This is a genomic window from Microbulbifer sp. S227A (assembly GCF_049800935.1).
On the sequence record NZ_JBNAFZ010000017.1, the window covers coordinates 49,125 to 75,150 of the forward strand.

The 26,026-nt window shown below is 62.6% G+C and carries 27 protein-coding genes; 15 read left to right on the plus strand and 12 right to left on the minus strand.

Annotated elements, in window-relative coordinates; all coding sequences use genetic code 11:
* Positions 1-42: 42 nt before the first annotated feature.
* Entirely contained in the window at positions 43-1,416 is a 1,374-nt protein-coding gene (locus ACP15R_RS24120) for a YjiH family protein (protein WP_424988491.1), read from the minus strand.
* Positions 1,417-2,024: 608 nt separating this feature from the next.
* Between ACP15R_RS24120 and ACP15R_RS24125 the strand changes: the two genes are divergently transcribed.
* The 6 genes from ACP15R_RS24125 (at position 2,025) to ACP15R_RS24150 (ending at position 7,664) form a co-directional block, all read left to right on the plus strand.
* Entirely contained in the window at positions 2,025-2,666 is a 642-nt protein-coding gene (locus ACP15R_RS24125) for a cysteine hydrolase (RefSeq protein ID WP_424988492.1), read from the plus strand.
* 170 nt (positions 2,667-2,836) lie between these two features.
* Positions 2,837-3,805: a DMT family transporter gene (locus ACP15R_RS24130; protein WP_424988493.1), complete on the plus strand. Its 969-nt coding sequence runs from the start codon at positions 2,837-2,839 to the stop codon at positions 3,803-3,805.
* A complete protein-coding gene (locus ACP15R_RS24135) occupies positions 3,796-4,833 on the plus strand; it encodes an ornithine cyclodeaminase (RefSeq protein ID WP_424988494.1) in 1,038 nt (345 codons plus the stop codon). Before ACP15R_RS24130 ends, ACP15R_RS24135 begins: the two co-directional genes overlap by 10 nt.
* Positions 4,834-4,836: 3 nt before the next feature.
* A complete protein-coding gene (gene argE, locus ACP15R_RS24140) occupies positions 4,837-6,012 on the plus strand; it encodes an acetylornithine deacetylase (RefSeq protein ID WP_424988495.1) in 1,176 nt (391 codons plus the stop codon).
* 4 nt (positions 6,013-6,016) lie between these two features.
* Positions 6,017-6,328 carry a quaternary ammonium compound efflux SMR transporter SugE gene (gene sugE, locus ACP15R_RS24145; RefSeq protein ID WP_424988496.1) on the plus strand — a complete coding sequence of 104 codons (312 nt, stop codon included), beginning with the start codon at positions 6,017-6,019 and terminating at the stop codon, positions 6,326-6,328.
* A 184-nt stretch (positions 6,329-6,512) separates the two neighbouring features.
* Entirely contained in the window at positions 6,513-7,664 is a 1,152-nt protein-coding gene (locus ACP15R_RS24150; RefSeq protein ID WP_424988497.1) for an amidohydrolase, read from the plus strand.
* Between the two features lie 287 nt (positions 7,665-7,951).
* Here ACP15R_RS24150 and ACP15R_RS24155 read toward each other — a convergent pair whose 3' ends face one another.
* The gene (locus ACP15R_RS24155; RefSeq protein WP_424988498.1) at positions 7,952-8,851 is read right to left on the minus strand and encodes a LysR family transcriptional regulator; all 900 of its coding nucleotides are present in this window, start codon (positions 8,849-8,851) and stop codon (positions 7,952-7,954) included.
* A 120-nt stretch (positions 8,852-8,971) separates the two neighbouring features.
* On the opposite strand from ACP15R_RS24155, the gene ACP15R_RS24160 reads away from it, so the two are divergent.
* The 4 genes from ACP15R_RS24160 (at position 8,972) to ACP15R_RS24175 (ending at position 12,140) form a co-directional block, all read left to right on the plus strand.
* Entirely contained in the window at positions 8,972-9,754 is a 783-nt protein-coding gene (locus tag ACP15R_RS24160; protein WP_424988499.1) for an ABC transporter ATP-binding protein, read from the plus strand.
* Between the two features lie 50 nt (positions 9,755-9,804).
* Positions 9,805-10,578: a transporter substrate-binding domain-containing protein gene (locus tag ACP15R_RS24165; RefSeq protein WP_424988500.1), complete on the plus strand. Its 774-nt coding sequence runs from the start codon at positions 9,805-9,807 to the stop codon at positions 10,576-10,578.
* A gap of 79 nt (positions 10,579-10,657) precedes the next feature.
* A complete protein-coding gene (locus tag ACP15R_RS24170; RefSeq protein ID WP_424988501.1) occupies positions 10,658-11,347 on the plus strand; it encodes an ABC transporter permease in 690 nt (229 codons plus the stop codon).
* A gap of 4 nt (positions 11,348-11,351) precedes the next feature.
* A complete protein-coding gene (locus tag ACP15R_RS24175; RefSeq protein WP_424988502.1) occupies positions 11,352-12,140 on the plus strand; it encodes an ABC transporter permease in 789 nt (262 codons plus the stop codon).
* A 39-nt stretch (positions 12,141-12,179) separates the two neighbouring features.
* Here the strand turns inward: ACP15R_RS24175 and ACP15R_RS24180 are convergent, their stop codons facing one another.
* On the minus strand, positions 12,180-13,145 hold the full coding sequence (locus ACP15R_RS24180; protein ID WP_424988503.1) for a LysR family transcriptional regulator: 966 nt from the start codon (positions 13,143-13,145) through the stop codon (positions 12,180-12,182).
* A gap of 219 nt (positions 13,146-13,364) precedes the next feature.
* Here ACP15R_RS24180 and ACP15R_RS24185 point away from each other — a divergent pair, with 219 nt between their 5' ends.
* From ACP15R_RS24185 to ACP15R_RS24205, 5 genes are all read left to right on the plus strand, one after another.
* Entirely contained in the window at positions 13,365-14,084 is a 720-nt protein-coding gene (locus tag ACP15R_RS24185; RefSeq protein WP_424988504.1) for a hypothetical protein, read from the plus strand.
* Between the two features lie 3 nt (positions 14,085-14,087).
* A complete protein-coding gene (locus ACP15R_RS24190; RefSeq protein ID WP_424988505.1) occupies positions 14,088-14,840 on the plus strand; it encodes a sulfotransferase family protein in 753 nt (250 codons plus the stop codon).
* Between the two features lie 174 nt (positions 14,841-15,014).
* Entirely contained in the window at positions 15,015-15,287 is a 273-nt protein-coding gene (locus tag ACP15R_RS24195) for a hypothetical protein (protein WP_424988506.1), read from the plus strand.
* Between the two features lie 127 nt (positions 15,288-15,414).
* Positions 15,415-16,584 (plus strand): AMP-binding protein, encoded by a 1,170-nt coding sequence (locus tag ACP15R_RS24200; protein WP_424988507.1) that lies wholly within the window; start codon positions 15,415-15,417, stop codon positions 16,582-16,584.
* Positions 16,581-17,687, plus strand: coding sequence for a thiolase family protein (locus tag ACP15R_RS24205; protein ID WP_424988508.1), 1,107 nt, complete (start codon positions 16,581-16,583; stop codon positions 17,685-17,687). The genes ACP15R_RS24200 and ACP15R_RS24205 overlap by 4 nt, the downstream gene beginning before the upstream one ends.
* A gap of 2 nt (positions 17,688-17,689) precedes the next feature.
* Here the strand turns inward: ACP15R_RS24205 and ACP15R_RS24210 are convergent, their stop codons facing one another.
* The 9 genes from ACP15R_RS24210 to ACP15R_RS24250 all read right to left on the minus strand — a co-directional run bounded on the left by ACP15R_RS24210 (position 17,690) and on the right by ACP15R_RS24250 (position 25,958).
* On the minus strand, positions 17,690-18,400 hold the full coding sequence (locus ACP15R_RS24210; protein ID WP_424988509.1) for a nitroreductase: 711 nt from the start codon (positions 18,398-18,400) through the stop codon (positions 17,690-17,692).
* Positions 18,397-18,939, minus strand: a complete 543-nt coding sequence (locus tag ACP15R_RS24215) for a biotin transporter BioY (RefSeq protein ID WP_424988510.1) — start codon at positions 18,937-18,939, stop codon at positions 18,397-18,399. The genes ACP15R_RS24210 and ACP15R_RS24215 overlap by 4 nt, the downstream gene beginning before the upstream one ends.
* A 16-nt stretch (positions 18,940-18,955) precedes the next feature.
* The gene (locus ACP15R_RS24220) at positions 18,956-19,588 is read right to left on the minus strand and encodes a CbiQ family ECF transporter T component (protein WP_424988511.1); all 633 of its coding nucleotides are present in this window, start codon (positions 19,586-19,588) and stop codon (positions 18,956-18,958) included.
* Entirely contained in the window at positions 19,563-20,330 is a 768-nt protein-coding gene (locus ACP15R_RS24225; RefSeq protein ID WP_424988512.1) for an energy-coupling factor ABC transporter ATP-binding protein, read from the minus strand. The genes ACP15R_RS24220 and ACP15R_RS24225 overlap by 26 nt, the downstream gene beginning before the upstream one ends.
* A gap of 165 nt (positions 20,331-20,495) precedes the next feature.
* Entirely contained in the window at positions 20,496-21,797 is a 1,302-nt protein-coding gene (locus tag ACP15R_RS24230) for a TRAP transporter large permease (RefSeq protein ID WP_424988513.1), read from the minus strand.
* A gap of 1 nt (position 21,798) precedes the next feature.
* Positions 21,799-22,293: a TRAP transporter small permease gene (locus ACP15R_RS24235; RefSeq protein WP_424988514.1), complete on the minus strand. Its 495-nt coding sequence runs from the start codon at positions 22,291-22,293 to the stop codon at positions 21,799-21,801.
* Positions 22,294-22,352: 59 nt separating this feature from the next.
* The gene (dctP, locus tag ACP15R_RS24240; protein ID WP_424988515.1) at positions 22,353-23,393 is read right to left on the minus strand and encodes a TRAP transporter substrate-binding protein DctP; all 1,041 of its coding nucleotides are present in this window, start codon (positions 23,391-23,393) and stop codon (positions 22,353-22,355) included.
* Positions 23,394-23,418: 25 nt separating this feature from the next.
* Entirely contained in the window at positions 23,419-25,056 is a 1,638-nt protein-coding gene (locus ACP15R_RS24245) for a sulfatase-like hydrolase/transferase (RefSeq protein WP_424988516.1), read from the minus strand.
* 149 nt (positions 25,057-25,205) lie between these two features.
* Entirely contained in the window at positions 25,206-25,958 is a 753-nt protein-coding gene (locus ACP15R_RS24250) for an SDR family NAD(P)-dependent oxidoreductase (RefSeq protein ID WP_424988517.1), read from the minus strand.
* Positions 25,959-26,026 lie beyond the last annotated feature (68 nt).

The following is a 26,026-nucleotide window of genomic DNA, read 5'->3' on the forward strand; positions in this document are numbered from 1 at the left end:
GAATGCCGGGGCGGTATCGGGGGCGGGTTCAAGACTGGCCGGTCACGACAGCCCGTAGAGACGCCCCATCACCAGCGCAATCGGCACGGCCACAACGGTTTTCAGCAGGAACACCAGCAGCAGGTCGACAAAGCGCACCGGGATGGCCGATTTCAGCAGGATGGCACCTGTTTCGCTCATGCAGATGACGGTGACGGTGCCGGTGATGCAGATCACGAACTTGGTCAGTTGCGATTCGATCCCCTCGGCGGCCAGGAACGGCAGAAGCAGGTCGGCGAACCCCACGAGGAAGGCCGGGGCGGCGTCCTGGGCCTCGGGCAGGCCGATCGCGTTCAGCAGCGGCTCAACCGGCACGGCGATATATTGGAAGACCGGCGTGAACTCGGTGGCGACCAGAGCCAGGATACCAATGACCACGATCAGCGGGAACACGGTCATGTAAAGGTCAAAGGTCGTCAGCACGCCGTTCTTGAGGATCTTGGGCAGGCCGGGGGCTTTCTCGGCCTTTTCATAGGCGATCGCGGCGGCTTTCTGCCATTTGGTCTGCGTGGCGTCTTCCGGTGCATCCAGCATCGGGTCTTTCTTGCCCATGTAATATTCGTCGGATTTCAGCGACAGCGGCGGAACGCGGGCAATGACCATGGTGGTGACGACGCCGACCACAAACAGGGTAAAGAAGAAATAGAGAAAGGTTCCCACGTCGAGGCCGCCGATGCTGGTGGTATAGATGAACACCGCGGGCATGGAGATGGTGCCGAATCCAAGGCAGAGGATGCTGACCTCACGCGCGGAATAGAGCCCTTTCTTGTAGTCGAGATTGGCGGCGATGATCCCGTTGGTGCCAGAGCCGATCCAGGAGGTCGCGGTCAACACCGAGGCGCGGCCGGGCAGCCGGAACATCGTCTTGAACAGGGGCTGCAGATAGACGCCGATGAACTCCACACCGCCAAAATCCAGCAGCAGGGGCAGCAATGTGGTCGCCAGCAGGAAGATCACCAAAAGCGACGGCATCAGCTCAACAACGATGATCTGGCCGGTATAGTCGTTCCAGATCGCCTCGGGGCCCACCTTCCAATAGACCAGGATCGACAGCACCGCGGCGGCAAGCCGGAAGGCCAGCGACACCCAGGTGGTGACGAAGATGGATTTGAAATACCTGTTCATGCCAGCGCCGCCCGTCAGGGTGCCCAGCAGCGATCCGCCAGCGGAAAGAGCCATCAACACGACGATGACCATGGGCAGGCTGCCTTTGACCGGGGCGCTGATGGTGGCCTGCAAAAGCGAGATCAGGATCGTCAGCTCTCCGTTCCATTGGAAGGGGATCATGAAAAAGCCAAAGCCAAACAATGATCCGATGATCATCTTGAACCAGATATGCGCATGTCTTTGCTGGGGGTGAGAAGTGTCCGTTGCCATCGCGTTGTCCCGGGTTATGTCTTGTTATGGTCCGCATGTCCCGGCGCGTGGCCCGTAATGGGCGCTGCGTCCGAGGTCGAGCGGTGTGCCAATGCACGATCTGATCCATCCTGTAAGGCTGAATGGAGCCGGGGCGATTGTTTCACAAAGGTTGAAAATTCAAGAGCGCGTATAACTTTCGCTCAGCGTTGCAAAAAGCGGTTCTGGGATTGGGAGAGGGGGGGGTGCCGTTTTATCCGGGGTTCGGATGGGGGGCTGGCGCGTTCTTATTGCGCAGATGGTATCGTCCGCAGGGATCAGGCCCTCGCCATCAATCGCCGCATCGATCGCCAGCGCAAAGTCGGCAAGGGTCTTGCCGCTCTTTCACCGGGTGCCGCGCAGGGCGGTCAGGTGCCGCAGCGAATTGAACGAGCGAGCACCGTAGGTTTTAGCTTCGGTGAGCACAAGTTTTATCTAATTTCCCAAATTCGCCGCTGATCCTATCCTGAATTCAACCAGGCACAACAAGCCGGCCTGGCTCTTCTTCGGGGTGACTGCCGCCTATGCGGGTAGGGGATCTCGGATACGGCGCAAGAAATGACGCAACTTGATCTGCAAAGGGTAACATCATGGTCAATCCAAACCAAGTTCGCAAAAATCTGATTGAAGGCAAGGCGGCCCTGATCGTGATCGACATTCAGGCCGGCATTTTCCTCGGAAATGACGATGACGAGCGCAGCATTGATCATATGCCGGGCCATGCCGCCCGCCTGCTCAAGGCGCGGGTTGCCATCGACAAGGCCCGCGAATGTGACATTCCGGTGATTTTCATTCAGGAGATCCATCGGGCCAACCTGGTCGATTTCGGCCGCGAGCTGGACGGCGACGAAGACGTGCATTGTCTTGACAACAACCCCAACACCGACATCGCGCGTGAGCAGATGGGCTTTCGCGACGACGACTATCTGATCCAGAAGCGCCGCTACTCGGCCTTTTACGGCACCGACCTGGAGATCCTGCTGAAGGGTCTGAAGGTCGAGACCCTGTTGCTGGTGGGCGGGCTGACCAATGTCTGCGTTCACTACACTTTTGCCGACGGTCACCAGGGCGACTATTACTGCCGTACCATCGAGGATTGTGTTGCCGCCTCCGGGTCCGAAGCCCACGAGGCCGCGCTGAAGCAGATGGAGTATCTGCAGGCCGGTGGCGTGCGCAGTCTGGATGATACGCTTGCGGCGATGGAGGCCTACAAGGCACGGGCCGCGGCCTGAGACCGTCGCGGACGGGCCCCTGAGCCGGGCGGGGATCGGGACCGGCACCAATTGAACGCTCGCACGCCCCAGGTCCGGTGCCCCCTTGCGGGACAGCCTGCGGGCGCGCGGCCTGCGCCGCCCTTCGGGGCCGCCCAGAGGTCAGGTGAGCCTTTGAATGGAACACGCCGATGATACGCCCAAATTCAACGCTGGCCGCGGCTGCTTTGGCGCTGCTTTCCACGGCGATCCTGAGCTTTACGGATAATTTCGTCGCCCCGATCTCTGAAATGGCGGGCCTGTGGCAGTTCCAGGTGATGCGCACGCTGTTTGCGCTGCCGATGCTGCTGGTTGTGGCGCTGGTGTTTGGTGTGACGATCCGGCCCGGCAACCTGCCGGCGCTGATGGGGCGCAGTATCGCGGTTGCCGCCGGGCTGCTGGTCTATTTTGCCACGCTGGGTCTGCTGCCGGTGTCACAGGCCGGGGCGGGGCTGTTCAGCGCGCCCATCTGGGTGATGCTGTTCTCGGTGACGCTTTTGGGCAAGCGCATCGGCCGCCGGCGGGTGATGGCGATGGGGGCCGGTTTCTTGGGGGTGCTGCTGCTGTTGCAGCCGGATGTGACCAATCTGACCGCGCTGTCGGTGCTGCCGCTGCTGGCCGGGGCGCTATATGGGGCGGGGGCGCTGCTGACGCGGCATTTCTGCCAGCGGGAAAGCGCCCCGGCGCTGGCCTTCGGGGTCTTTGCCACCATGGGAGTCAGCAGCCTTGTGCTGTTGCTTTACTTTACCTTTTTCCCGGTTCCTGCTGAAAACCAGCAGTTTTTCACCCGGGGATGGGAGCCGATGAACCCGCGATTCCTGTGGTTGACCTTTTGTCAGGCTGTCGGGGCCACGGCGGCGGTGTCGCTGATTGCGGTGGCCTACCGGGCCGGGGAAACGGATTTTGTCGCGGTCTGTGAATATTCCTTTCTGGTTTTCGCCGCGATCTGGACCTTTGTGCTGTGGGGTCAGAGCACCGGTCTGGTGGCGCAGCTTGGAATTGGAGTCATCCTGATCTCGGGCACGATCATGTTTGTCCTGGATCGAAATGCAAATCGCCGGGCGCAGGATGCTGCGGTTTCCGGCACGCGTGTCTCAAAAGGGGAAACCTCATGGAACTGAAATTCTCTCCGCTGGCCTATGTGCCGTTTGTATCCGTCGAGAACATGATCAGGCTGGTCAAATCGATTGGTGCGGAAACCTTCATGTGTGAACTGGCCGACGAGATCGAAAAGGATTTCAAGCGCTGGCCGCTGTTTGACAAGACCCCGCGCGTCGCCAGCCATTCCGACGTGGGGGTGATCGAATTGATGCCGACCTCGGACGGCGAGATGTATGGTTTCAAATACGTCAACGGCCACCCCAAGAACACCAGGGAAGGGTTGCAGACGGTGACCGCTTTTGGCCTGTTGGCGGATGTCGACAGCGGCTATCCCAAACTGCTGACCGAAATGACCCTGCTGACGGCGTTGCGCACGGCGGCGACGTCGGCCCTGGTCGGGCGGCATCTGGCACCCAAGGGGGCCAAGACCATGGCGATGATCGGCAATGGCGCGCAGTCCGAATTCCAGTGCCTGGCCTTCAAGGCGGTCTGTGGCATCGAAAACGTGCGCCTTTACGACATTGACCCGGCCGCGACGGCCAAATGCGCGGCCAACCTCGCGGCGGCGGATGTGAATGTGGTCAGCTGCAAATCTGCCCAAGAGGCCATGGAAGGCGCCGAGATCATCACCACCTGCACCGCCGACAAGCAATATGCCACCATCCTGACCGACAACATGGTTGGCGACGGTGTGCATATCAACGCCATCGGCGGCGATTGTCCGGGCAAGACCGAAGTGGCCGAGGCGGTGCTGCGCCGATCCGACATCTTTGTGGAATACCCGCCCCAGACCCGCGTCGAAGGCGACATCCAGCAATTGCCCGAAGACCACCCGGTGACCGAATTGTGGCAAGTGATGCGCGGGCAGGCCCGGGGACGGACCCATGATCGCCAGATCACCTTTTTTGACAGCGTGGGCTTTGCCATCGAGGATTTCAGCGCCCTGAAATATGTGCTGACCAAAATCGAGGGCACGGCGTTCATGGATCAGCTTGACATGCTGGCCGACCCGGAAGATCCGCGCAATCTGTATGGTATGTTGGACTGATCCATGCAGGATCAGATCCTTGCCGAAGCTCGGCGCCTGTTGGAGCAGCTGATCGGATTTGAAACGGTCAGCAGCAACAGCAACCTCGACCAGGTCGATTTTGTCGAAGACTACTTGCACGGGCATGGCATTGCATCGGTTCGGGTTGCGGACAAAACGCAACCGAAAGCGGCGCTTTATGCGCATGCAGGGCCGGAAATTGACGGGGGCGTGGTCCTGTCGGGCCATTCAGATGTTGTGCCGGTCAAGGGGCAGGACTGGACCAGTGATCCATTCCAGCTGACAGAACGGGACGGAAAGCTGTTTGGCCGCGGGACCTGCGACATGAAGGGCTTTGTCGCCCTGTCGCTGGCCGCCATGCCGGTTGCCAAGGCGCGGGGGCTGCAGCGCCCTGTGCAATTTGCACTGAGCTATGACGAGGAAATCGGCATGACCGGAGCGCCGCCGATGATCGCGCATATGCTGGAAAGTGGCCTGCCCAAAGCCAGATCGGTGATTGTGGGGGAACCCACGGGGATGGACGTTGTCACCGCGCATAATGGCGGCTTCGGCTATCAGGTTCATGTCAAGGGGTTTGAGGTACATTCCTCGATCATGCACCGGGGCGTGAGTGCGGTGATGATGGCGGCGCGTCTGATCGAATGGGCCAATCAATGCAATGATCGCGGCGCTCAATGTCCCCCTGCTGGACTAAGCAAAGACTTTGATCCGCACTATACAACCATTCATGTAGGCAAGATCAATGGCGGCACCGCGCTGAATATCACTGCCAAAGATTGCGAATTTGTCATCGATTTCCGCGTGGTGCCAGGGGATGACTTTGCCGAACTCATCGCCGAGTTCGAGGCCGAGGTCGTCCGGTTGGATGCTCAAATGAAATCGGTGCACCCGCAGGCGGGCATCGAGCTTGATCGCGACTTCTACGCGCCGGGTCTGATGCCGGAACCGGATGGCAGCGCCCGCAGGCTGGCGCGGCAGCTCTCAGAAGATCGGCCCGAGCGGGTGGTTAGTTTTCTAACCGAAGCCGGGTTGTTTCAGGAGAGCGGTTACTCCACTGTTGTCTGTGGCCCCGGCGATATCGCGCAGGCCCATCAGCCAGATGAATTCATCACGCTGGCGCAATTTTCGCTCGGGGCAGGATTCATGGCCCGGCTGATCGACACCCTTCAAGGAGCATAGAAACATGTCTTGGTTCATTCTGGTTCTGGCCGGGTTGTTCGAAGTGGGCTGGGCCGTGGGGCTGAAATACACGGACGGGTTCACCCGGTTGTGGCCGTCACTGCTGACGGCGGGGTCCATGGCGGTCAGCGTGTTCCTGCTGGCGGTTGCGCTGCGTCAGATCCCGCTGGGCACCGGCTATGCGGCCTGGACCGGTATCGGCACCATTGGCACGGTCATCTTTGGCATTGCCTATTTTGGAGAGCCCGCCACGGTGATGCGTCTGGCCTGTATCGGATTGATCGTCACCGGAATCGTCGGGCTGAAACTGGCGTGACCGCCTGTTTCCCGGTGCCAGGTGGCGGGTGGCGGACTGTCCGGCAGATCCTGGGCGCGCTGTCGGTTTTCCGGTTGCTCAGCGTTGGAATTTCATGGGCTGATTGGCCGGCGTATCATGCAATTGTGGGCAAGGATTTCAATGATGAGGACCGGCCTCTGTGCCCCGCGGAAAGGAACGCGACATGCTGACGAATTCTGATCTGGTTGAATTGACCTCCTTTCGGCGTGAATTGCACAAGCGCCCGGAGCTGTCGGGCGAAGAACGCGAGACCGCGCGCGCGATCGCCGGGGCGCTCAGGGCGCTGAACCCCGGCAAGATCCTGACCGGATTGGGCGGTCATGGCGTGGCGGCGGTGTTTGACAGCGGTGTCGAGGGTCCGACGGTTCTGTTTCGTGCGGAACTGGATGCCTTGCCGATTCAGGAAATCTCTGACCACCCGTGGAAATCCGAGATCGACGGCAAGGGGCACCTGTGTGGCCACGATGGTCACATGACCATGCTGCTGGCCCTGGGGCGTTTGTTGCAGCGTCAACCGGTTGCCCGTGGACGGGTGGTGCTGATGTTCCAGCCCGCCGAAGAAGACGGCAGCGGGGCCAGGGCAGTGGTGGCTGATCCGGCCTATGAAGAGATTCGCGCCGATTGGGCCTTTGCCATTCACATCGAACCGGGTCGGCCCTTTGGCTATGTGTCCACCAAGGAGGGGCTGATCAATTGCGCCTCGAAAGGGCTTGAGATCAGGCTGACCGGGAAAACCGCCCATGCCGCGGATCCCGAAGACGGGGTATCGCCCGCACAGGCGGTGGCCAGGCTGATCCCGGCTTTGGCCGGCCTGGGGCAGGGGGGGCGTCTGGATGATGATTTCCGGCTGGTGACCATCACCCATGTACAGGTTGGCGAGCCGTCCTTTGGGGTCGCGCCGGGAGAGGCGGTGATCTTTGCCACCCTGCGCACGGCCCATGACGCGGCGATGGATGGCATCGACCGGGACGCCCGCGCGCTGGCCCGGGCGGCGGCGCAGGAGGCCGGTCTGACGGTGAGTTTCGATGTCTGCGATGCCTTTGCCGCCTCGATCAACCATCCCGAGGCCACCGAGGTGGCGATTGCCGCGATGGATGCCATCGGGGTCGACAATGGCAGCTATGGTCTGCCCATGCGCGCGTCAGAGGATTTCGGCGTGTTCGGCTGGGGGGCCAAGGCCGCGATGCTGTGCCTGGGGCCGGGGGAAGATTATGCAGCCCTGCACAATCCCGACTATGATTTCCCGGATGATCTGATCCCCGTTGGGGCGTCGATTTTCGAACGGATCGCCCGTGACCTTCTGGGTCGCGCCTGAGAGAACCCAGAGGAGAACACCGCATCATGGTCAGGGTGATTGGTCTGCCCCAGGACAATAACAGCAGCTATTTGACCGGCCCGTCGATGGCCCCGGCACGCATCCGCGAGGCTTTTTTCTGCGAGTCCGCCAATCTGTGGTCCGAAACCGGTTACGACCTTTCGGATGAAACCCTGTGGCAGGACGCAGGCGATGCGGATCTGGCGGGTGGCGGATATCGTATTCGACGGGCCGGTCTACCTGTTCTTTGACCTGGACGCGCTGGACCCGGCCTATGCGCTGGCGGTCTAGCCGGGCGCGCGATCCAGGGTGGTGACACGGTCGAGTAGCCAGCCCACAAACGTATCCACCGCCGGTTTGCGCGCGGTTTTTCGCTGGGTCGCGATGCCATACCAGACACAGAGGATCTCGCGATCGTCTATGCGGACAAGATCGCCGGATTTCAGCTCTTTGGCGCACAGGATATCATCCGCGAGGAACACGCCCTCGGCATCAACCGCCGCACCAATGGCCAGCGAAAGCTCGGAATGCACGCGGCCCTGTTTCCATTGGTCATTGCCGGGCTCGTGCGCAGCATACCATTTTTGCCAGATCTCGCGGCCATTGTCATGGACCAGCGGTGCCGTGCGCCAGTCAACCGCCCCGTCCTTGAAGAGCTTTTCACGCACCGGCGGGGCGCAGGCCGGATAGCCGTTCAGCGGAAACAGCCGGTGCCGCTTGGCCCCGGTGGCGGGCAGGCGGGTTTCAAAATGGATGATTATGTCCACCAGGTCCTTGCCCAGGACCGGCGGCCGCCAGTCCGGGCGCAGGTCCACATCGACCTTGGGGAACTCTTCGCAGAATTCCGAAATCCGCTTGCGCAGCCAGGACGAGGCCAGCGCCGGTTCCGCGCTGATGGCGAGGGTGCCCTTTTGGGTGGCCCGCAGCAGGTCGCTGCAGGCGTCCGTGAGGGTTTGAAATCCGGCAGAGACCCGCGGCAAAAGGGTGCGCCCGTCGGCGCTGAGGGTGATGCGGTTGCCGGAGCGCACGAAAAGATCGGTTCCAAACCAGTCTTCGAGATTCTTGACATGCTGGCTGACGACCGAATGGCTGACATTGAGCTCATCAGCCGCTTTTGAGATGCTTTGGTGTCGAGCGGCGGCTTCAAATGCGCGTAAGGCATTCAAATGTCTAAGATAAGTTGTCATTTTCCAAGCGTAGCAAAAACCATCACTGAGAGCCAGTTTTTCCTGTTATAAGAAATTTTGGCCGCTTGCTACCGTTGTCTTCATCAACAAACCCACAAACGATGAAGAGCGGATACGCGCATGGCAGCCTCAGACACCGATCTTTCCCTGCAAGTCAGTGATCTTCATAAATCCTATGGAAAGATCGAAGTGCTCAAGGGCGTGTCGCTGGAGGCCCGGCAGGGGGATGTGATTTCCATGCTGGGTTCTTCGGGATCCGGCAAGAGTACCTTTCTGCGGTGTCTCAACCTGCTGGAGACACCCAATTCCGGCACCATCACCGTGCATGGCGAAGAGATCAGGATGGGCATGGATCGCTCGGGGGCCTATGGCCCAAGCGATGCCCGGCAGGTCGAGCGTATCCGCGCCCGGCTGGCGATGGTGTTTCAGTCGTTCAACCTGTGGTCGCACATGACGGTGCTTGAAAACGTCATCGCCGGCCCGGTCCATGTTCTGGGCCAGCCCCGCGCAGATGCGGTGGAAAAGGCCAAGGACGTGCTGGAGCGGGTCGGCATGTATGAGCGGCGCGATTATTACCCCGCGCATATTTCCGGCGGCCAGCAACAGCGCGCCGCGATTGCCCGCGCCCTGGCGATGGAGCCGGAGGTCATGCTGTTTGACGAACCCACCTCGGCGCTGGACCCCGAACTGGTCGGCGAGGTGCTGAAAGTGATCCGCTCGCTGGCCGAAGAAGGCCGGACCATGGTGGTGGTGACCCATGAAATGGGGTTTGCCCGCGATGTCTCCAACAAGGTGATCTTCCTGCACCAGGGATTGATCGAAGAGCAGGGCGTGCCATCGCAGATGTTCAACACCCCGCAATCAGAGCGGTTCCAGGAGTTCCTGGCCAATACCCGCGACTAAAACCTCAACCGGTGGGCTGGCCCCAATAACCAAATCAGGGAGACCTTGACATGACACTTAAGACGAAACTTATGGCCACTGTATTGTCGGCAAGCACGATTTTGACGGGCGGCGCGGCCGTGGCCGAAACGCTGCGTATGGGTGTCGAAGGCGCCTATGCCCCGTTTTCCAAGAAAGAGGCCGATGGCACGCTGTCCGGTTTCGACATCGACATTGCGCTGGCGCTCTGCGCCGAACTCAAGCGGGAATGCGAGCTTGTCGAACAGGAATGGGACGGCATGATCCCGGCGCTGATCGCCCAGAAATACGACGCCATCGTCGCCTCCATGTCGATCACCGAAGACCGCAAAAAACGCGTGGATTTCACCGAGAAATACTATTTCACCCCGTCGCGTTTCATTGCCCGCGAAGGCACGAACATCGAGCTGACCAAAGAGGGCACCAAGGGCGTGAAAATCGGCGTTCTGCGCGGTACGACCCTGCAGTGCCACGTGGAAAAAATGTATCCCGACGCGGATATCAAGCTCTACAACACCCAGGAAGACGTGTTTGCCGATCTGGTATCCGGGCGTCTTGACCTGCAGCTGAACAACACCTTGCAGGCGATTGACGGTTTCCTGAACACCGATCAGGGCAAGGGTTATGCCTTTTACGGAGAAGATGTCGACGACGTTGATTGCCTGGGCGAAGGCACCGGTATCGCGGTCCGCAAGGGCGACTCGCTGGCGCAAGAGCTGAGCGCGGCGATCAAGGCGATCCGGGACAATGGCACCTATGAACAGATCAACGCCAAGTATTTTGACATCGACATTTACGGCAAGTGATCGCTGAGGACCCGGAGGCAGGTGCAGGCCCGACCTGTACCTGCTGACATTACGCAACTCTTGCAGGGAAGATCACCGCATGGGGACCATCTTTGAATATCGGCAAATCCTGATCGAAGGCACCCTAGTCACCATCGGTCTGGCGGTCCTGTCGCTGGTTCTGTCGGTGGGATTTGGCCTGCTGGGCGCCTTTGCCAAATTGTCCCACGCGCGGGGGCTGCGGCGGCTGGGCAATATCTATACCACCTTTGTGCGCAGCGTGCCGGAACTGGTGTTGATGATGCTGATTTTCTACGGCGGTCAGACCCTGGTCAATGATATCGGGCGCGCGACCGGGCTCTGGGGCTATGTGGATGTGAACCAGTTCCTGGCCGGGGTGCTGACCCTGGGCTTCATCTTTGGGGCCTATATGGCCGAGACCTTTCGCGGCGCAATCCTGGCCATTCCGATCGGACAGATCGAAGCGGCCAAATCCGTGGGCATGAAACCGCGCCAGGTGTTCACGCTGATCACCTGGCCGCAGATGGTGCGCTATGCGCTGCCGAGCTTTACCAACAACTGGCTGGTTCTGGTCAAGGCCACCGCTCTGGTATCGGTGATTGGCCTGCATGACCTGGTCTGGAACGCATTTGCCGCGGGCCGGTCGAACCACAAGCTGTTCACCTTCATGTTCGCGGTGCTGGTGATTTACCTGATCATCACCGCCCTGTCAGACCTGGCATTGCGTTGGGTGGATCGAAAATACAGCGCCGGCGTGAAGAGGGCCTGATCAGATGGAAACCGAACGCACATTCATTGAATACCTGCGCGACATCAGCGAGACCGCCGCGCCGCTCGATTTCATGCTGATCATCGACAACCTGCCCCGGTTTGTCGAGGGCGCATGGGTGACGCTGCAGCTGACCTTTCTGGCGTTGCTCGTGGGCGGGCTGATTGCGGTCCCGATGGCGATTGCACGCGCCTATCGGCGGCCCGTGCTCAACCAGGCGATCTGGGGTTACACCTATGCCTTTCGCGGAACGCCGCTGTTGGTGCAGACCTATCTGATCTATTTCGGGTTGGGGCAGTTCGAAGCGGTGCGCGATTCCTTCCTTTGGGATCCGATCCTGAGCGACCCGTGGTGGTGCGTGCTGATTGCCTTTACCCTGAACACCGCGGCCTATACGACCGAATTCCTGCGCGGGGCAATCGAGACGACCCCACGGGGCGAAATCGAAGCCTCCATGGCTTGCGGCATGTCGCCGGTGACGCGGATGCGCCTCGTGGTGCTGCCAAGCGCCTTTCGCCGCGCGCTGCCCGCCTATTCCAACGAGGTGATCTTTACCTTGCATGGCTCGGTGATTGCCAGCACCGTGACCCTTCAGGATCTGCTGGGGGTCGGGCGTTGGCTCAACGGGCGGTATTACCTGGCCTATGAGGGGTTTGTCACCGCGATGATTTTCTACATGGCCATCGTTTTCCTGATCTCGATTGCGTTCAAATACGCCGAGAAACGATACCTGAAACACCTGCGCCCACGTGAAGCCGACACCAACGGCAAGACAAGCCGAGCCCTGGCCTGACCGGGACGGTACGGTGTGGTGTCTTGCTGAGTTGTTGCGCTAGCGCCCGGCGGAGGGGCCGGTGAGCCCGTCGTCAGCTGGTGAAATCGGTTCACCGTGACAGGTTTGGGCCTCTCCCAGATTTTCCAGCAGTTTCAGGCAAGTGTGGGCGGCGGAGCTGTGTTTTCCATGTCGGGTCAGGCTCGCGTAGATCCGGGTATTCCGGCTGTACCACGGAACCGATAGCTCCCGCAGCAGGCCGCGCTCGAGATAGGTGTTGACAAACCCCTTCCAGCCCAGTGCCAGACCGTTTCCGGCGACCGCGGCTTCGAGCAGGTAGACATAATTGTCGTGCCGTTCGCGGGTGGGCCAGTCGGAAAATTCCGGGTGCGGCACGAACCAATCGGGCCACCCCAGCCAGCCAAAGTTCTCGCGTTGCAGGGCCAGCAGACCCGGAGGCGGTCCGGTCCCATCCAATGCGGCAACAGCCTGCGCGATCACGCCGGGCGTGCCAACGGGTTTGACCTCTTCTTCCAGAACAACAACGTGGTCGCGCTCGGGCGGGGTATCCGAATATTCGAAAACGATATCCGCCCCGGTATCGATCGCCGCGTGGATCAGCCCGTATTCGGTCGTCAGCATGCGCAGTTCGGCCCGTTTGGCAAGAGATCGGCGCAATCTGCCATAGTGGGGCATCAGCAACAGATGCGCGACGGCATGAGAGCACGCCACAGTGACCTCTCTGGACCTGTGTGACAGGGCGCTGGTCGCCTCTTGCAACTTGTCCAGCGCAACCACGACTTCGGCATAAAATGCATGACCGGCAGCGGTCAGCACATTGCCTTGGCCTTGTCGCGTGAACAGGGCCACATCGTGACGCATTTCCAGATTGCGGATGTGACGGCTGATGGCCGGCTGAGACGTATGCAACTCCTCCGCGGCACGCGCTACGCCCTGCCGCCGCGCGACGGCTTCGAACGCGGTCAGGGCCGAGATTGAAGGCAAATTGTAGCGGCGTTTATACATATCAGATTTGGTATGCCTGGCGGCATGGAAAAGCAATGGTTTCAACGCCGGGAAACCGACAAGTTGCGGGCATCATTCCCCCATCAAGGCCTGTTGCACATGTCCTCATACAAGAAACCTGCCAAATGGGCCGATAAGAAGGTCAAGCTCTTCCCCCACCAGGTCGGGTTTACCTGTCCGCCCCATGATTTTGACGCAGCGCCCTCGGACTTTCTTCGCATGGCGCCTGAAACGGTCGGGGTGCATGGGTGGATGCTGCATGTTCCCGACTATCGCCACCTGTTGGAGCAACGCCGGGACGCCTTTGGCATGCTGGAGGATTTCGTCGAATGCATGGCCAATAACGGTGTCGATGTCTGTGGGCAGGTCGGTTCAAACTGGGTCCATGCAAGCGGGCTGGGCGTGGAGGGCATTCGGGCGCATTGCGCGATGCTGAGCGACAAGTACGAAACGCCCTTTCACATGGCGGGCTATGCCATGGTCGAAGCGCTGCGGGATCAGAATGTCGAAACGCTCGCGCTGAACGCATGCTATCATCGCGATACCTGGTATCAGGGTACGGTCGCTTTTCTGCGAGAGGCCGGGTTCGACGTGGTCTGGGCCGGGAACTTCCTCGATCAGGGCTGGTTTGAAACCCAGGAACAGGTGGATGACTGTGTCTGGTGTTTTGACGAAGACCTGCTGTGGAAGAGTTTCGACCATACGGCCGAACAAGCCCCGAATGTGGACGCCTATCTGATCAATGGGATGTCAAATTATCGCCGTCCAGCGGACGGTCTGGCCCGCCGTCCGGTACATCACACCGCAGCGCTCGAAGAGCGTCTGGGTAAGCCGGTCATCGGCCATGACACCGCGCTTTACTGGCGCATCTTCAAAACCCTCGGGCTTGCCCCTGCGGACGGCGCGCAGGGCCGTTTGCTGAATTCTCTGAAAGTTTGACCCATGCACAAGATCGTCGCCCTTTGGGCCATTCCCCGTTCAACATCAACAGCGTTCGAATGGATGATGCGCCAGCGCGCAGATATGGACACGCTGCACGAACCCTTTGGCGAAGCGTGGTATCAGGGCCAAGACCCGCTTTGGCCGCGCTTCCAGGAAGGCGACAAGACCACGCCGGGCCTGTCGATCGAAAGCGTGTGGCGGGATATCAGGGCGCGAGCACAGAAGGGGCCAGTCTTTATCAAGGACTTTCCGCACTATATCAACCACATGTGGACCCCGGAGTTCCTGTCGCATTTTTCCCATGCCTTCCTGATCCGCGACCCGGCAAAAACCATTACATCGATGTTCAACAAGTGGCCTGACTTTGATGAGCTTGAGGTCGGTTTCCCGGAGCAGAGGGCACTCTTTGATCTGTTGACCGCGCTGAACGGGACGCCACCGCCCGTGATCGACAGCGATGATCTGCTGGAGGATCCGCACGGGATAACGGCGGCGTTTTGTGATGGCGTCGGCATTCCATTCATCGAAGACGCGCTTTCGTGGGAGGCGGGCGGGGATCCGTCGGCGCATAGCTGGTGGGATGGCGGGTCGTTCCATGCCAATCTCGCGACTTCGACCGGGTTGAAGCCCCAGCCCCGTAAATACGTCGATCTGGCAAACACGCCAGAGCGTGTGCGACGGGTGTATCGCCGGATGAAGCCACATTATGACCACCTCTACCAGCACCGTATCCGCGCGCGGAACCCCGCATGAGTGCCAATTCCATGAGCACGCATTCGCGAGGTAGGGCCTGGCCAACATGTACGGGCTCGCCGCCCCATGGTCCGTTCTTCAAGCTATTCGTGTCTCGTGGCGCCGCGCCAAGGCACAAGGACGAGGCCGGTAACCTCAAGAGCCATGACCTGAAACCGCGCGACCTTTCGCGCCATGTCTGATTGCGCACCGGACAATCGCTTTGACCGCATTCTGGAGTCGGATATGTGCATCGGCTGCGGACTTTGCCAATCGCTGCTTGGCAAGGTGGCCAAAAAGCGGGCGATGCTGGCGCGTTACAAGGGGCTCGGCAGGGCGGGTTGCGTGTTTCCCGAAACGCGGGGTCTGCGGTTGCAGGCGCTCTATGATGCGAACCCCGCGTCCGAGAACCGACATCAAGAGGACGGGGCGTTCCGGCGGGCAACCTCTGGGCGCGCGACCCGGTGATCCGAACCCGGCCCGACCTCGCGCAGGATCAGGTGGGGCCGCGCATCGGAGCAGACAACAAGAGCGATGATCCGGGATAGGTCGAGCGTGGCTTTCCGGGCCGGGTTTGCGGTTGTATAGCAGGGGGATGACCACCGCGCCGCGCCCTGACCCGACCCGAACATTTCGTGTGCATCCGGCCTGCCGGGTGCGGGGGCCGGGTGATCTTGCGGCGGTGATGGACGTGCTTGCGCGGGGGGTGGAATTCGCCATGGGTCCGGGCGGGATGACTCCGCTGCCAGCCGGTGAGCCGGGGTTCTTCCGCAGCGCCACCGGTGGCACCACCGGTCCGGCCAAGGCGATCCGGCGCAGCCATCATTCATGGATCGCGAGCTTTGCGGTCAATGCCGGGGTTCTGGCCCTGACGCCGCAGGACAGCTATGGCGTGCTGGGACCGGCGGAGCATTCACTGTCGCTTTATGCCATGGCCGAGGCCGCCTATCTGGGGGCCGACATCCACGCGGTTGCGGGGCTTGGCGCGCGCTCACAAGTGCAGGCGCTGGCGGGGGCCAGCGTGGTGTATGCCACACCGACCCAGCTGCGACTGCTGGTTGCGACCGGTGCGGTGCTGCCCGACCCGCGCCATGTGTTGTGCGGGGGCGGGCGGCTTGGTGCCGATCTGCGCGCGGCGGTTGCGGCGATGTGCCCGGCGGCAGAGGTGCGCGAGTTTTACGGCGCAGCCGAGACCAGCTTTATCGCGTGGGGCGATGGCACGGGGCCCGAGGGCAGCGTGGGCCGCGCCTATCCGGGGGTGTCGCTGAGGATCGATGCCGATGTCGGGCAAGTGGGGGATATCTGGGTGAAATCCCCGTACCTCGCTGAGGGTTACGTGACCGAGGACACCACGCCGCTGAACCGGGTGGACGGGTATGTCAGCCTTGGCGAACTGGGTCGTATCGATGCCGATGGCTATCTGACGGTGCTGGGGCGGCGCAACCGGATGGTGACGATTGCCGACCAGAACGTCTTTCCCGAGGCGATCGAAGAGCATTGCCTTGCGCATCCCGGGGTCGATTTCTGCGCGGTTGTACCGGTGCCCGACAGGTTGCGTGGCCAGGTTCTGGTGGCGGCGATCGGCGCGGCGGCGGGACGCTGCCCCGGCCCCGAGCTGGCCGAGACCTTGCGGGTCGCCTGTCGCGATGCCTTTGGAGCATTGGCCGCGCCACGCCGGATCGAAATACTGGATGACTTCCCCCTGACGGCGGCGGGCAAGCCGGATTACGTTTGCATCGCACGGCGCATGGACGGCGGCGCATGAGCGGTGTTGCGATCCTCTCGGCCCTGCGCAGCCCGGTCGCGCCACGGGGCGGGGCGCTGTGCCGGTTCGATCTGCCCGATCTCTGCGCACCGGTTCTGACCGCGGTGTTGCGGGCTGCCGGGGTTGCACCGGGCATGGTGGACGAGGTGATCCTTGGCAATGCGCTTGGGGCCGGGGGCAATCCGGCGCGGCGCATCGCGCTGGCGGCGGGGCTGGACACGCGGGTTGCCGGGCTGACGCTCGACCGGCAATGCGTAAGCGGCCTTGATGCGCTGGTCCTGGGGGCGGCGTTGATCCGGTCCGGGCAGGCCGGGGTTGTTGTTGCCGGTGGGGTCGAGAGCTATTCGCGCCGCCCGCTGCGCCTGCGTACCGATCCCGATGGCGGGCCGCCCGTCGCCTATGACCGGCCCGCCTTTACGCCATGGCCCGAACGCGATCCCGAGATGGATGTCGCCGCCGCCGATCTGGCGACGGAACTGGACATCACGCGCGCGGATCAGGACGATTGGGCGGTTCAGAGCCACGCCCGCGCACGCGCCGCCCAGGCGCGGCTGGCGGCAGAGATCGTGCCGCTTGGCGGGCTGGCGGGCGATGCCTTTACCCGCGATCTGTCACCTCGTGTCGCGGCGCGGGCAAGACCGCTTGCGGGGCCGATCACCGCCGCCAATGCCGCGGTCGCGGCGGATGGGGCCGCGCTTTGCGTCATGGTGTCGGATGCGGTGGCGAAACGGCTCGGGCGGCGGGGGGCGACCTATGTTGCCGGGGTGACGCTCGGGGGGCGGCCCGACATGCCCGGCCTCGCCCCGGTCGCGGCGATCCGGCAGGTTCTGCAACAGGCGGGACAGGGGCCGGGGGGGCTGTCGGTGGCCGAGGTGATGGAGGCCTACGCGGTGCAGGCCATCGCCTGTGTGCGCCTGTCGGGTCTTGATCCCGCGTCGGTCAATCCCGGCGGCGGCGGGTTGGCGCGGGGGCATCCGGTGGGGGCCTCGGGGGCGGTGAACGCGGTGCGGCTGTGGCACGAATTGCGGGTGCGGGGAGGGCTTGGCCTTGCCAGTATCGCGGCGGCGGGCGGGTTGGGAACGGCGGTCTTGCTCGCCGCCTGAAATCAGAACCCGTAAAGCGCGGCGAATTCGTCCAGCGGGTCGCGCTGTGTGCGCACGGTGTTCACCGGTGCCGCCGTGTCGGGATAGCCAAGCGCCATGCCGCAGACCACCAGTTCCTCTTCCGGCAGTTCCAAAAGCGCCGCCGCGAGGTCGCCGTAATTGGCCAGCGCCCCAATCCCGCAGGTGGCAAGACCCAGGTCCCGGGCCGCAAGCATGAATGCCATCAGCGCCATGCCGAGATCCATGTAGCACCCCTTGCCCATGTCGCGGCGGATCGTGACGACGATGCCGACAGGGGCGTCAAAAAAGCGGTAATTCCGCATGAACTGTGCCCGCCGCCCGGCCACGTCACGCCGCGCTACGCCAAGGCTGTCATACAGCGCATAGCCCGCCGCGCGCTGCTTGGCCTTGAGCGGGGCGGGCATCGGTTGCGGGAAATAGGAATATTCCGAAACGGGCGCGCGACCGGCCTCGATCCCGGCACTCAGTGCGCCGGTGAAACGGGCCAGCGGCGCGCCGGTCAGGGCGATGAACCGCCCCGGTTGCAGGTTGGCCCCCGACGGGGCCGAGCGCGCGGCGGTCAACAGCCGCGCCACTGTATCGCGATCAACCGGGTCCGGTCGAAAGGCGCGGGTGGATCGACGGCTGGCCAATGCCCGCGTCACGGGGCCAGCGGCGGCCCCGGTCTTTGCGGGCAGAGGCCGTTCGTTCACGAGCGCGACAGGATGCTGGACGGGCGCGACCGCGCGAGACCGGCGGTGACGGCACCGGTGATGAATGCCTTGACGATGTCGCCGGGGATGAAGGCAGTGACCAGCATCAGGGATTCAAAGAGGCTTTTCTTGAGCATGTAGGACATCCCGATCACACCAAAGACATAAAGCACGAGAACCCCGCCCAACAGCGCGCCCAGGGTTGCGACCATGCCGATACCGCCGCGCCATTTCTCGACCACCAGCCCGGTGACAAAGGCGGCGACGGGCCAGCCGATCAGAAAGCCGACCGAGGGGGTGGCAAAGGTGCCCAGACCGCCACGCCCGCCCGCCAGCAGTGGCAGACCGATGGCAACCAGCACCAGAAACAGCAGCACCGCGAGCGCGCCGCGCCGCGCCCCCAGAACCGCGCCGCAGAGCATCACGCCCATGCTTTGCGCGGTGATCGGCACGCCAAAGGCAAGCGTGAATTTCGGCACCAGGCCAAGCGCCGCGATCAGCGCGGCAAACAGGGCGATATGGGCAATGTTGCGTTCCATGGGCTATCCTTGCTTGTTAACTGGGCGGAGTTGTAGGCGACGTGCCCGGTGCCATCAAGCCACCCCGCGCGCGCAGGGCATCGGCCACGTGGTCGGCATCATCCAGCGCCAGCGCCGCCAGCGGCATCACGATACGCCAACTGGCCCGTCGGCGCGATCGTGCGCGCCAGGCCTCGGACAGCAGCGTGCCCTTGCGGGCAATCGCCGGGGTGAACCGGATGACCAGCGCCACCGCGATCTCGAATTGCCGGGTGGACAGGCCAAAGCGGCGCAGCGGCGAGAGCAGCCAGGCGATGATCGCCACCATATCGGTGATCCGCGTGGTCATGGTGACGAAATTGGCAAGTGCCAGCGCCGTCAGCAGGCGCAGCGACACGGCAAGCCCCTCGGCGATCTGCCCGGTGAGCGCGTGCCAGATGGCAATCAGCGCCAGGAACGGAACGAGGATGCGCAGCGCGCGCAGCGCCGCGCGGGCAAAGCGCATCCCGCCGCTTGCGGTCAGCGCCGCCGCCCCGGCCAGCGCCAGTGCGAGGTTCAGGGGATCGTCAAGCGCAAACAGCGCGACCGTCGCCACCGACAGCGCCGCGAGTTTCGGCCCGGCCGGCAGCCGGTGCGCCCAGGTCTCAACCGGGGAGGTCAGCGAGATCATCGTCTTCCCCCCAGGCCTGCATGGTGGCACGGAACTCGGCCAGCACTTCGGGCGCGGGGCCGTCGCGGCGGATGCGCCCGCCGTCGATCCACAGCACGCGGTCATAGCTGGCCACGCTTTCCGGATCATGGGTGATCTGCACCACGCTGACCCCGACCTGGGCGACGTGGCGCATCAGTTGCAGACGGGTCGGGATGTCGAGCCCGGAATAGGGTTCGTCAAGCACGATCAACCGGGGCTGCATCGCCAGCAGCGCCATCAGGCAGACAAGCTGTTTCTGGCCCTGCGACAGGGTCGCGGTTGCCGCATCATGCCAGTCGCCGCGCCCGAACCGGGCGAGGATCTGCTGTACCCCGCGCGCCGCATCCGCGCGCGACTGTCCCTGTTGCGAAAGGCCAAAGGCCAGTTCCTCTGCCACTGTCGGAAAGATGATCTGGTGCTCGGGGTTCTGGAACAGGATGCCCACATGGCTTAGTGCGGCGCGGCGGTCGCGGGTCATGTCGGCACCGTCGATCTCGACCTTGCCGGTGTCCGGGGCCTGCAATCCGGCGATCAGCCGGGCGAGGGTGGTCTTGCCGGACCCGTTGCGCCCGACGATGCCCACCCGCCGCTCGCAAATGTCGCAGGACAGATCGTCGATGATCCTGCGCCCGTCGATTTGCAACGTCACGCCCGATAGTGTCAGCCGCCCCGTGGCCCCCGCCGCCGCGGCCCCGGTCGATATGACGGATTGTTGCCCCACATTCATCCCTTTGCAATTTCCCCGGGGCCACCGCCCCGCCCAAGCGCCGGTTCTCATACTACGGGCCGGGCGGGAGTCCAACAGAGCGGTTCGGTTTCGCGGCACGGATCCGGCACTGCCGGAATTGCGAAGGCTTCAAGGCACATCACATGGGCACATCCCCGGTCATCGCATCAGGTCGGGCAGCCAGACCGCGATTGCCGGGAACCAGAACAGCATCACCAGCCCGATCAGCATCGCCAGGATGAACGGGGTCACGCCGGCAAAGATGCGTGTCAGCGGCACGTCCGGCACCACGGCTTTCACGGTAAAGACATTCATCCCGATGGGGGGCGTGATCAGCCCGAGTTCCACCACCAGGATGACGATGATCCCGAACCAGATCATGTCGACCCCGAGGGCTTCGAGCGAGGGCAGGAATACCGGAACCACCAGCAGCAGGATGCCCAGGGCTTCGAAAATCATGCCCATGATCATGCAGATGATGCAGATGCCGATGATCAGCGCGGTGGCGCTGATCGCGGCGTTCTCGCCGGTTACCAGATCGACCAGTTCAAACGGCAGGCCGGTCAGGTTCACGAATTGCGCCATCACCAACCCGCAGAACAGGATGGCAAAGATCATCGCGGTGGTGCGCACGGTTTCGCCCAGCACGCCCATCAACTCGGCCCGTGTCTTCATATAGCCCCGCGCGAGCGCGAACAGATAGGCACCCACCGCCCCCACGGCGGCGCTTTCGGTGGGTGTGAAGATGCCGGAATAGATGCCGCCAAGCACGATCATGAAAAGCCCGACCACCGGGTAGACACCCAGGGACTTGCGGAAACGCGTGCGCAGCGGCAACCGCTCGCCCGCCGGCCCCAGATCGGGGCGGAGGCGCACGCGTATCGCGATGGCGATCAGGAACAGGCTCACCAGCAGCAGACCGGGCAGGATGCCGGCGATGAACAGCGCGCCGATATCGGCAGAGACGATGATGGCATAGATCACCATCGGCACCGATGGCGGGATCATGATGCCCAGCGTGCCGCCCGCGGCAATGGTCCCGGTGGACAGCCCGTCATCATAGCCGAACTTGCGCATCGGCGGCATTGCCACGCGGCCCATGGTGGCCGCCGTCGCCAGGGACGACCCGCACACCGCGGCAAATCCGGCGCAGGCAAAGACGGTGGACATCGCCACGCCGCCGCGAAAATGCCCCAGCCACGCATAGGCCGCGTCATAAAGCTCTTCGGATATGCCCGAGCGGTGGATGAACGCCCCCATGAGGATGAACAGCGGCACAACCGACAGGCCGTAATTCATGGAACTTTCCATGATCCATTGTCCGGTGATACCCATCGCGGCCTCGAATCCGCGGATATAGCTGATGCCGGCAATGCCCACGAACAGCGTCGCAAAGGCAAGCGGAACGCCGATGACGCTCAGGATCAGGACAAGGGCGATGCCTATGATAGCAAGGGTCATGTCAGCGCTCCTGCTCGTCCGCGTCGTGGCCCTGTGGCCCATGGCTGGCGAGATGTTTCAGCTGCAGGACGGCCAGCAGCAGCAACAGCAGGATGAACCCGCCGAGATAGACCAGCGGGTATTCCATCACCAGCGTCTCTTCCTCGAACTCATGCATGTCCCGGATGATCAGGGTCATCGCGTAGGTGATGAGGCCCAGCCCGATGACATTGGCGGCGAAATAGATGCGGTTGTAGAGCTTTGGCACCCATTGGTTGATCTGGGCCTCCAGCAGCGACACCACGATATGCGTGCCCTCGCGCGTGACCACGATCAGCCCGGCAAAGACGATCACCGCCATCAGCAACTGGGTGTGTTCGCTTGTGCCCGGCAGCGGCGACAGAAAGACATAGCGCAGGAATACATCCGCCACCGTCATCACCGCCATCACGGCCATGCACGCCCCGCCAAGCCATAGCGCGAAACCCGTCGTAAATGCGTTGAACCTGTCGATCATCCTGCCCTCCCGTTGGATGCCGGGGTCCGGGCCGCTGTGCCGCCCGGACCCGCCGCCGCTCAGTTTGTTCCGGCGTTCGCGTCAGTGAGTTCCACGATGCGCGCGCGCACCTGTTCAAGGATCGCCATGCCATCGACATCGTAATCCCCGACCGATGCGATCCAGGTCGCGATCACCGGTTTGCTGCCTTCCTTTAACCCGGCCAGCAGTTCCGGCGTCGGTGTCTGGATGTCCACGCCGCTTTCGCGCAGCTTGGCCTTTGACGCCGCCTGCGCCGCGTTGATCGCCCGGCCCATCATGCGCGCGAGATGTTCGCCCGACAGGTCACGCAGGACCTGCTGATCTTGGGGGCTCAGCCGTTTCCAGACCCTGGACGAGATGAAATGCGAGAAATTCGTGCTGGTCGGTGCGGCTTCGAAGTCGATACAGTATTTCGTGTAGGGACCGGCACCGAACTTGTCGATGGCGTCATAGGTGATGCCGGCATAGGCGTCGACCACGTTGCGCGACACCAGTTCCTGGATCTGCACCGCCGGTCCCGAGGAAACCGAGATGTCGAGCGCCTTGAGCAGCGCCGCCGTGGTGCCGGGCAGCGCCCAGACCTTGCGCTCTTGCAACGCGGCGACGGAGTCGAGCGGCGCGCCATCAACCGAACACATGTTGGCATTGGCAAAGTGGAACAGCCCCAGCAACTCGACGCCTTTCCAGTTGTCCTTGTCGATGAAATGTTCCTGGTAGACCTCCCAGAGCGCGACCCCCGCGGCTTCGGCATCGCCACGGTGCATCCAGGGGGTCATGGTCATACCGGTGCCGGGTGCGAATTTCTGGGCAAAGACATTGGCCATATAGCCCGCATCCGCCGCGCCCTTGCGCACCGCATCCAGCACCTTGGGCGGGGGCGCGACCGACTTGGCGGGAAATTCGATCCTGATCCGGCCTTCGGATTTCTCCTCGACCTGCGCGGCCCAGTCCCGGAGCACCTCCCAGGAGAAATGCGTGGGCGGCGTGAAGTTGTTGTAGGTGATCACGGTTTCCGCCGTGGCGGCGGTGGCCATGACCAGCGTGGTGCCAACAGCAGCAAGCAGGCGTCTCAGTTTCATGTCATCCTCCCAGAAGTGGTTGTCGTCAGGTCTCTTGGCCTTGCGGTGGATTGACCGCGTTCCCCGGGTCGATCAGATCGTTCTCGTCCCAGTACCCGATGAGCACCCCGGCCTTTTCCTCGAACGCGGTAAAGCGCGCGGCCATGTCGTCGGTATAGGTTTCGCGCTGGCGGTATTGCAGCGCCCAATCCGCAAGCCGCGCCAGCATGTCGGCGCGGATGCCGGCGTGATCGGGCGAACGGCCCAGATCATGCAGCTCTTGCGGGTCATCGCGCCGGTCGAACAGGACCGGGTCAAATCCCGGCGCATGGATCAGCTTCCAGTCGGTGGTCGCGATCATGTAGATGCGGCCGTCCCGCGGGCCGGTGCCGATCTCCGGGGCAAAGGTCTGCTGGTGATAATCGTATTCGCTGACCACGAAATCCTGGACGCGCGTCGCCTCGCCGGTCAGCAGTGGCCGCAGCGATGTCCCATCCAGCAGATGCGCCGCGGGCGTGCCGCCGAAATGCTCTACAAAAGTCGGAAGCAGGTCGATGCTCTGAACCAGCGCGTCGCAGGTCGTGCCGCGTGTCGCATCCATTTGCGCGGAGGGGTCGGCGATGATCAGGGGCACCTTGACCGACGGATCGTGAAAATAATCCTTGTCGCCCATCCAGTGATCCCCAAGGTAATCTCCGTGATCCGCGGTCAGCACGATGGTCGTGGTCTCCAGCAGCCCGCGCTCTTGCATAAAGGCAAAGAGCTGCCCCAACTGGTCGTCGATCTGCTTGATCAAACCCATATAGGTCGGCACCACCTTGCGGATCGCCTCGTCGCGCCGGAAGGTGCGCCCGGCCACGCGCTCCATGAAATGCCGCATCAGCGGGTTGGTGTCCTTCAGCTCCGCCTCAGAGCGGATCGGGGCCTGCACATCATCCGCACCGTACATGTCGTTGTAGGGCGCGGGCGCGACATAGGGCCAATGCGGCTTGATATAGCTCAGGTGCAGCAACCACGGTGTTTCGCCATCGTCCTGATCGAGAAACTCCATGGCCCGCCGCGTCATATAGGGCGTTTCGCTGTCTTCCTCGGCCACTGCCGCCGGCCTGTCGGTAATGTCGTTGTAAAAGCCCGAACGGAGGCCCTTGTCCGTTTCCACCGCGTTGGCGGCCCAGTGCCAGGGGTTGTCGCCCTCATGCCCCTTGTCGCGCAGATAGTCGTTATAGCGCGGCTGTCCCATCATCCCCAGCATCTTGTCGGGATAGATGCCGTCGTCGCGTTCATAGGGTTCGAACCCGGCTTCGCGATGATGAACCCCGATGGGGCTTTGCGGGTCGATGCCAAGCCGCGCCATCCCGTCGCGGTCGGCGATCATGTGGGTCTTGCCCACCAGGACAGGGCGCACACCCAGCGGCCCGAGGTGATCGCCTATGTTGCGTTCCCCGATCCTGAGGGGCACGAAATTGGCCGTTGCCCCGTGGGATGACATGTAGCGGCCCGTATAGGTGCTCATCCGGCTGGGGCCGCAGATGGGCGATTGCACATAGGCGTTGCTGAACCGGACCCCGCGCGCCGCCAGCGTGTCGATATGCGGCGTCTGCAACGTCTTGTGCCCGGCGCAGGACAGATAGTCATGGCGCAGCTGGTCACACATTATGAAAAGGATATTGCGGCGGTTCTGCATGGCTTGGCCCCCGGTCCCCCGGGCGTGGCCCGGGGGATGCAATGTCAGGTTTGTCATGGATCACGGCCTGGATGGCCGCGTCGTTTGTTTGCCGGCCACTCGGCGGTTTCCCCCCTGGTGTCTGCTCGGGGATGGCCGGGATTGGGTAATCAGATGTTAATTTTGCCACCGTCTACGTTGATTGTTTGTCCTGTAACGAAGTTGCTGTCGTTTGATGCGAGGTAGATGAGTGTTCCGAGCAGGTCTTGTGGTAGCATGTCGCGTTTGATTGATCTGGAGGCGACGGTTGGGGCTCGGGCGATGTCAAATCCTGTGTTTGCGGCGAGGCCTTCGCTTTCGGTGAGGCCGGGGGCGATGGCGTTGACCTGGATGTTCTTGTCGCCGAGTTCGCGCCCGTGGCAGCGGGTCAGGGCGATCACGGCCCCCTTGGAGGCGGTGTAATGCGACAGGCCCGGTGGTCCGTAATAGAACGTGCCCGAGGCGATGTTGACCACCTTGCCGCCGCCCGCCGCGATCATGGTGGGCACGATGGCGCGCATCACCTGGTGCACGCCGCGGGCATTGACGCGCATGATGGTGTCGAACTCGTCATCGGAGATTTCGAAGAACGGTTTGGGTTGCAGCGTGGCAAAGATCGAGGCGTTGTTGACCATGATGTCGAGCCCGCCCATGGCCTTGGCGGTGTCGACCATGGCGGCGAGATCGTCATTGCTGGTGACATCGACGGTCAGGCCCTGCGCCGTGCCCCCGGCATCGGTGATCGCCCGCACCGCGGCGGCGGTGTCCTGCACATCGGTCACCAGGACCCTGGCGCCTTCGTCGGCCATCGCCCGGGCCATCAGCGCACCGATCCCCTGCGCCGCCCCGGTGATGACGGCGACTTTCCCTTCAAGACGTCCCATGACGTTCCTCCTGTGTTATCTGCCCTATCGCTTCGCTGCTTGAGGGCGGGATTCATGCCCTATCGCTT

What these genes read in the sequence shown, in the direction of transcription:
- ACP15R_RS24120 (WP_424988491.1), bottom strand. Translation starts at nt 1,416, where the DNA reads ATGGCAACGGACACTTCTCACCCCCAGCAAAGACATGCGCATATCTGG.
- ACP15R_RS24125 (WP_424988492.1), top strand. Translation starts at nt 2,025, where the DNA reads ATGGTCAATCCAAACCAAGTTCGCAAAAATCTGATTGAAGGCAAGGCG.
- ACP15R_RS24130 (WP_424988493.1), top strand. Translation starts at nt 2,837, where the DNA reads ATGATACGCCCAAATTCAACGCTGGCCGCGGCTGCTTTGGCGCTGCTT.
- ACP15R_RS24135 (WP_424988494.1), top strand. Translation starts at nt 3,796, where the DNA reads ATGGAACTGAAATTCTCTCCGCTGGCCTATGTGCCGTTTGTATCCGTC.
- argE (WP_424988495.1), top strand. Translation starts at nt 4,837, where the DNA reads ATGCAGGATCAGATCCTTGCCGAAGCTCGGCGCCTGTTGGAGCAGCTG.
- sugE (WP_424988496.1), top strand. Translation starts at nt 6,017, where the DNA reads ATGTCTTGGTTCATTCTGGTTCTGGCCGGGTTGTTCGAAGTGGGCTGG.
- ACP15R_RS24150 (WP_424988497.1), top strand. Translation starts at nt 6,513, where the DNA reads ATGCTGACGAATTCTGATCTGGTTGAATTGACCTCCTTTCGGCGTGAA.
- ACP15R_RS24155 (WP_424988498.1), bottom strand. Translation starts at nt 8,851, where the DNA reads ATGACAACTTATCTTAGACATTTGAATGCCTTACGCGCATTTGAAGCC.
- ACP15R_RS24160 (WP_424988499.1), top strand. Translation starts at nt 8,972, where the DNA reads ATGGCAGCCTCAGACACCGATCTTTCCCTGCAAGTCAGTGATCTTCAT.
- ACP15R_RS24165 (WP_424988500.1), top strand. Translation starts at nt 9,805, where the DNA reads ATGACACTTAAGACGAAACTTATGGCCACTGTATTGTCGGCAAGCACG.
- ACP15R_RS24170 (WP_424988501.1), top strand. Translation starts at nt 10,658, where the DNA reads ATGGGGACCATCTTTGAATATCGGCAAATCCTGATCGAAGGCACCCTA.
- ACP15R_RS24175 (WP_424988502.1), top strand. Translation starts at nt 11,352, where the DNA reads ATGGAAACCGAACGCACATTCATTGAATACCTGCGCGACATCAGCGAG.
- ACP15R_RS24180 (WP_424988503.1), bottom strand. Translation starts at nt 13,145, where the DNA reads ATGTATAAACGCCGCTACAATTTGCCTTCAATCTCGGCCCTGACCGCG.
- ACP15R_RS24185 (WP_424988504.1), top strand. Translation starts at nt 13,365, where the DNA reads ATGGCGCCTGAAACGGTCGGGGTGCATGGGTGGATGCTGCATGTTCCC.
- ACP15R_RS24190 (WP_424988505.1), top strand. Translation starts at nt 14,088, where the DNA reads ATGCACAAGATCGTCGCCCTTTGGGCCATTCCCCGTTCAACATCAACA.
- ACP15R_RS24195 (WP_424988506.1), top strand. Translation starts at nt 15,015, where the DNA reads ATGTCTGATTGCGCACCGGACAATCGCTTTGACCGCATTCTGGAGTCG.
- ACP15R_RS24200 (WP_424988507.1), top strand. Translation starts at nt 15,415, where the DNA reads ATGACCACCGCGCCGCGCCCTGACCCGACCCGAACATTTCGTGTGCAT.
- ACP15R_RS24205 (WP_424988508.1), top strand. Translation starts at nt 16,581, where the DNA reads ATGAGCGGTGTTGCGATCCTCTCGGCCCTGCGCAGCCCGGTCGCGCCA.
- ACP15R_RS24215 (WP_424988510.1), bottom strand. Translation starts at nt 18,939, where the DNA reads ATGGAACGCAACATTGCCCATATCGCCCTGTTTGCCGCGCTGATCGCG.
- ACP15R_RS24220 (WP_424988511.1), bottom strand. Translation starts at nt 19,588, where the DNA reads ATGATCTCGCTGACCTCCCCGGTTGAGACCTGGGCGCACCGGCTGCCG.
- ACP15R_RS24230 (WP_424988513.1), bottom strand. Translation starts at nt 21,797, where the DNA reads ATGACCCTTGCTATCATAGGCATCGCCCTTGTCCTGATCCTGAGCGTC.
- ACP15R_RS24235 (WP_424988514.1), bottom strand. Translation starts at nt 22,293, where the DNA reads ATGATCGACAGGTTCAACGCATTTACGACGGGTTTCGCGCTATGGCTT.
- dctP (WP_424988515.1), bottom strand. Translation starts at nt 23,393, where the DNA reads ATGAAACTGAGACGCCTGCTTGCTGCTGTTGGCACCACGCTGGTCATG.
- ACP15R_RS24245 (WP_424988516.1), bottom strand. Translation starts at nt 25,056, where the DNA reads ATGCAGAACCGCCGCAATATCCTTTTCATAATGTGTGACCAGCTGCGC.
- ACP15R_RS24250 (WP_424988517.1), bottom strand. Translation starts at nt 25,958, where the DNA reads ATGGGACGTCTTGAAGGGAAAGTCGCCGTCATCACCGGGGCGGCGCAG.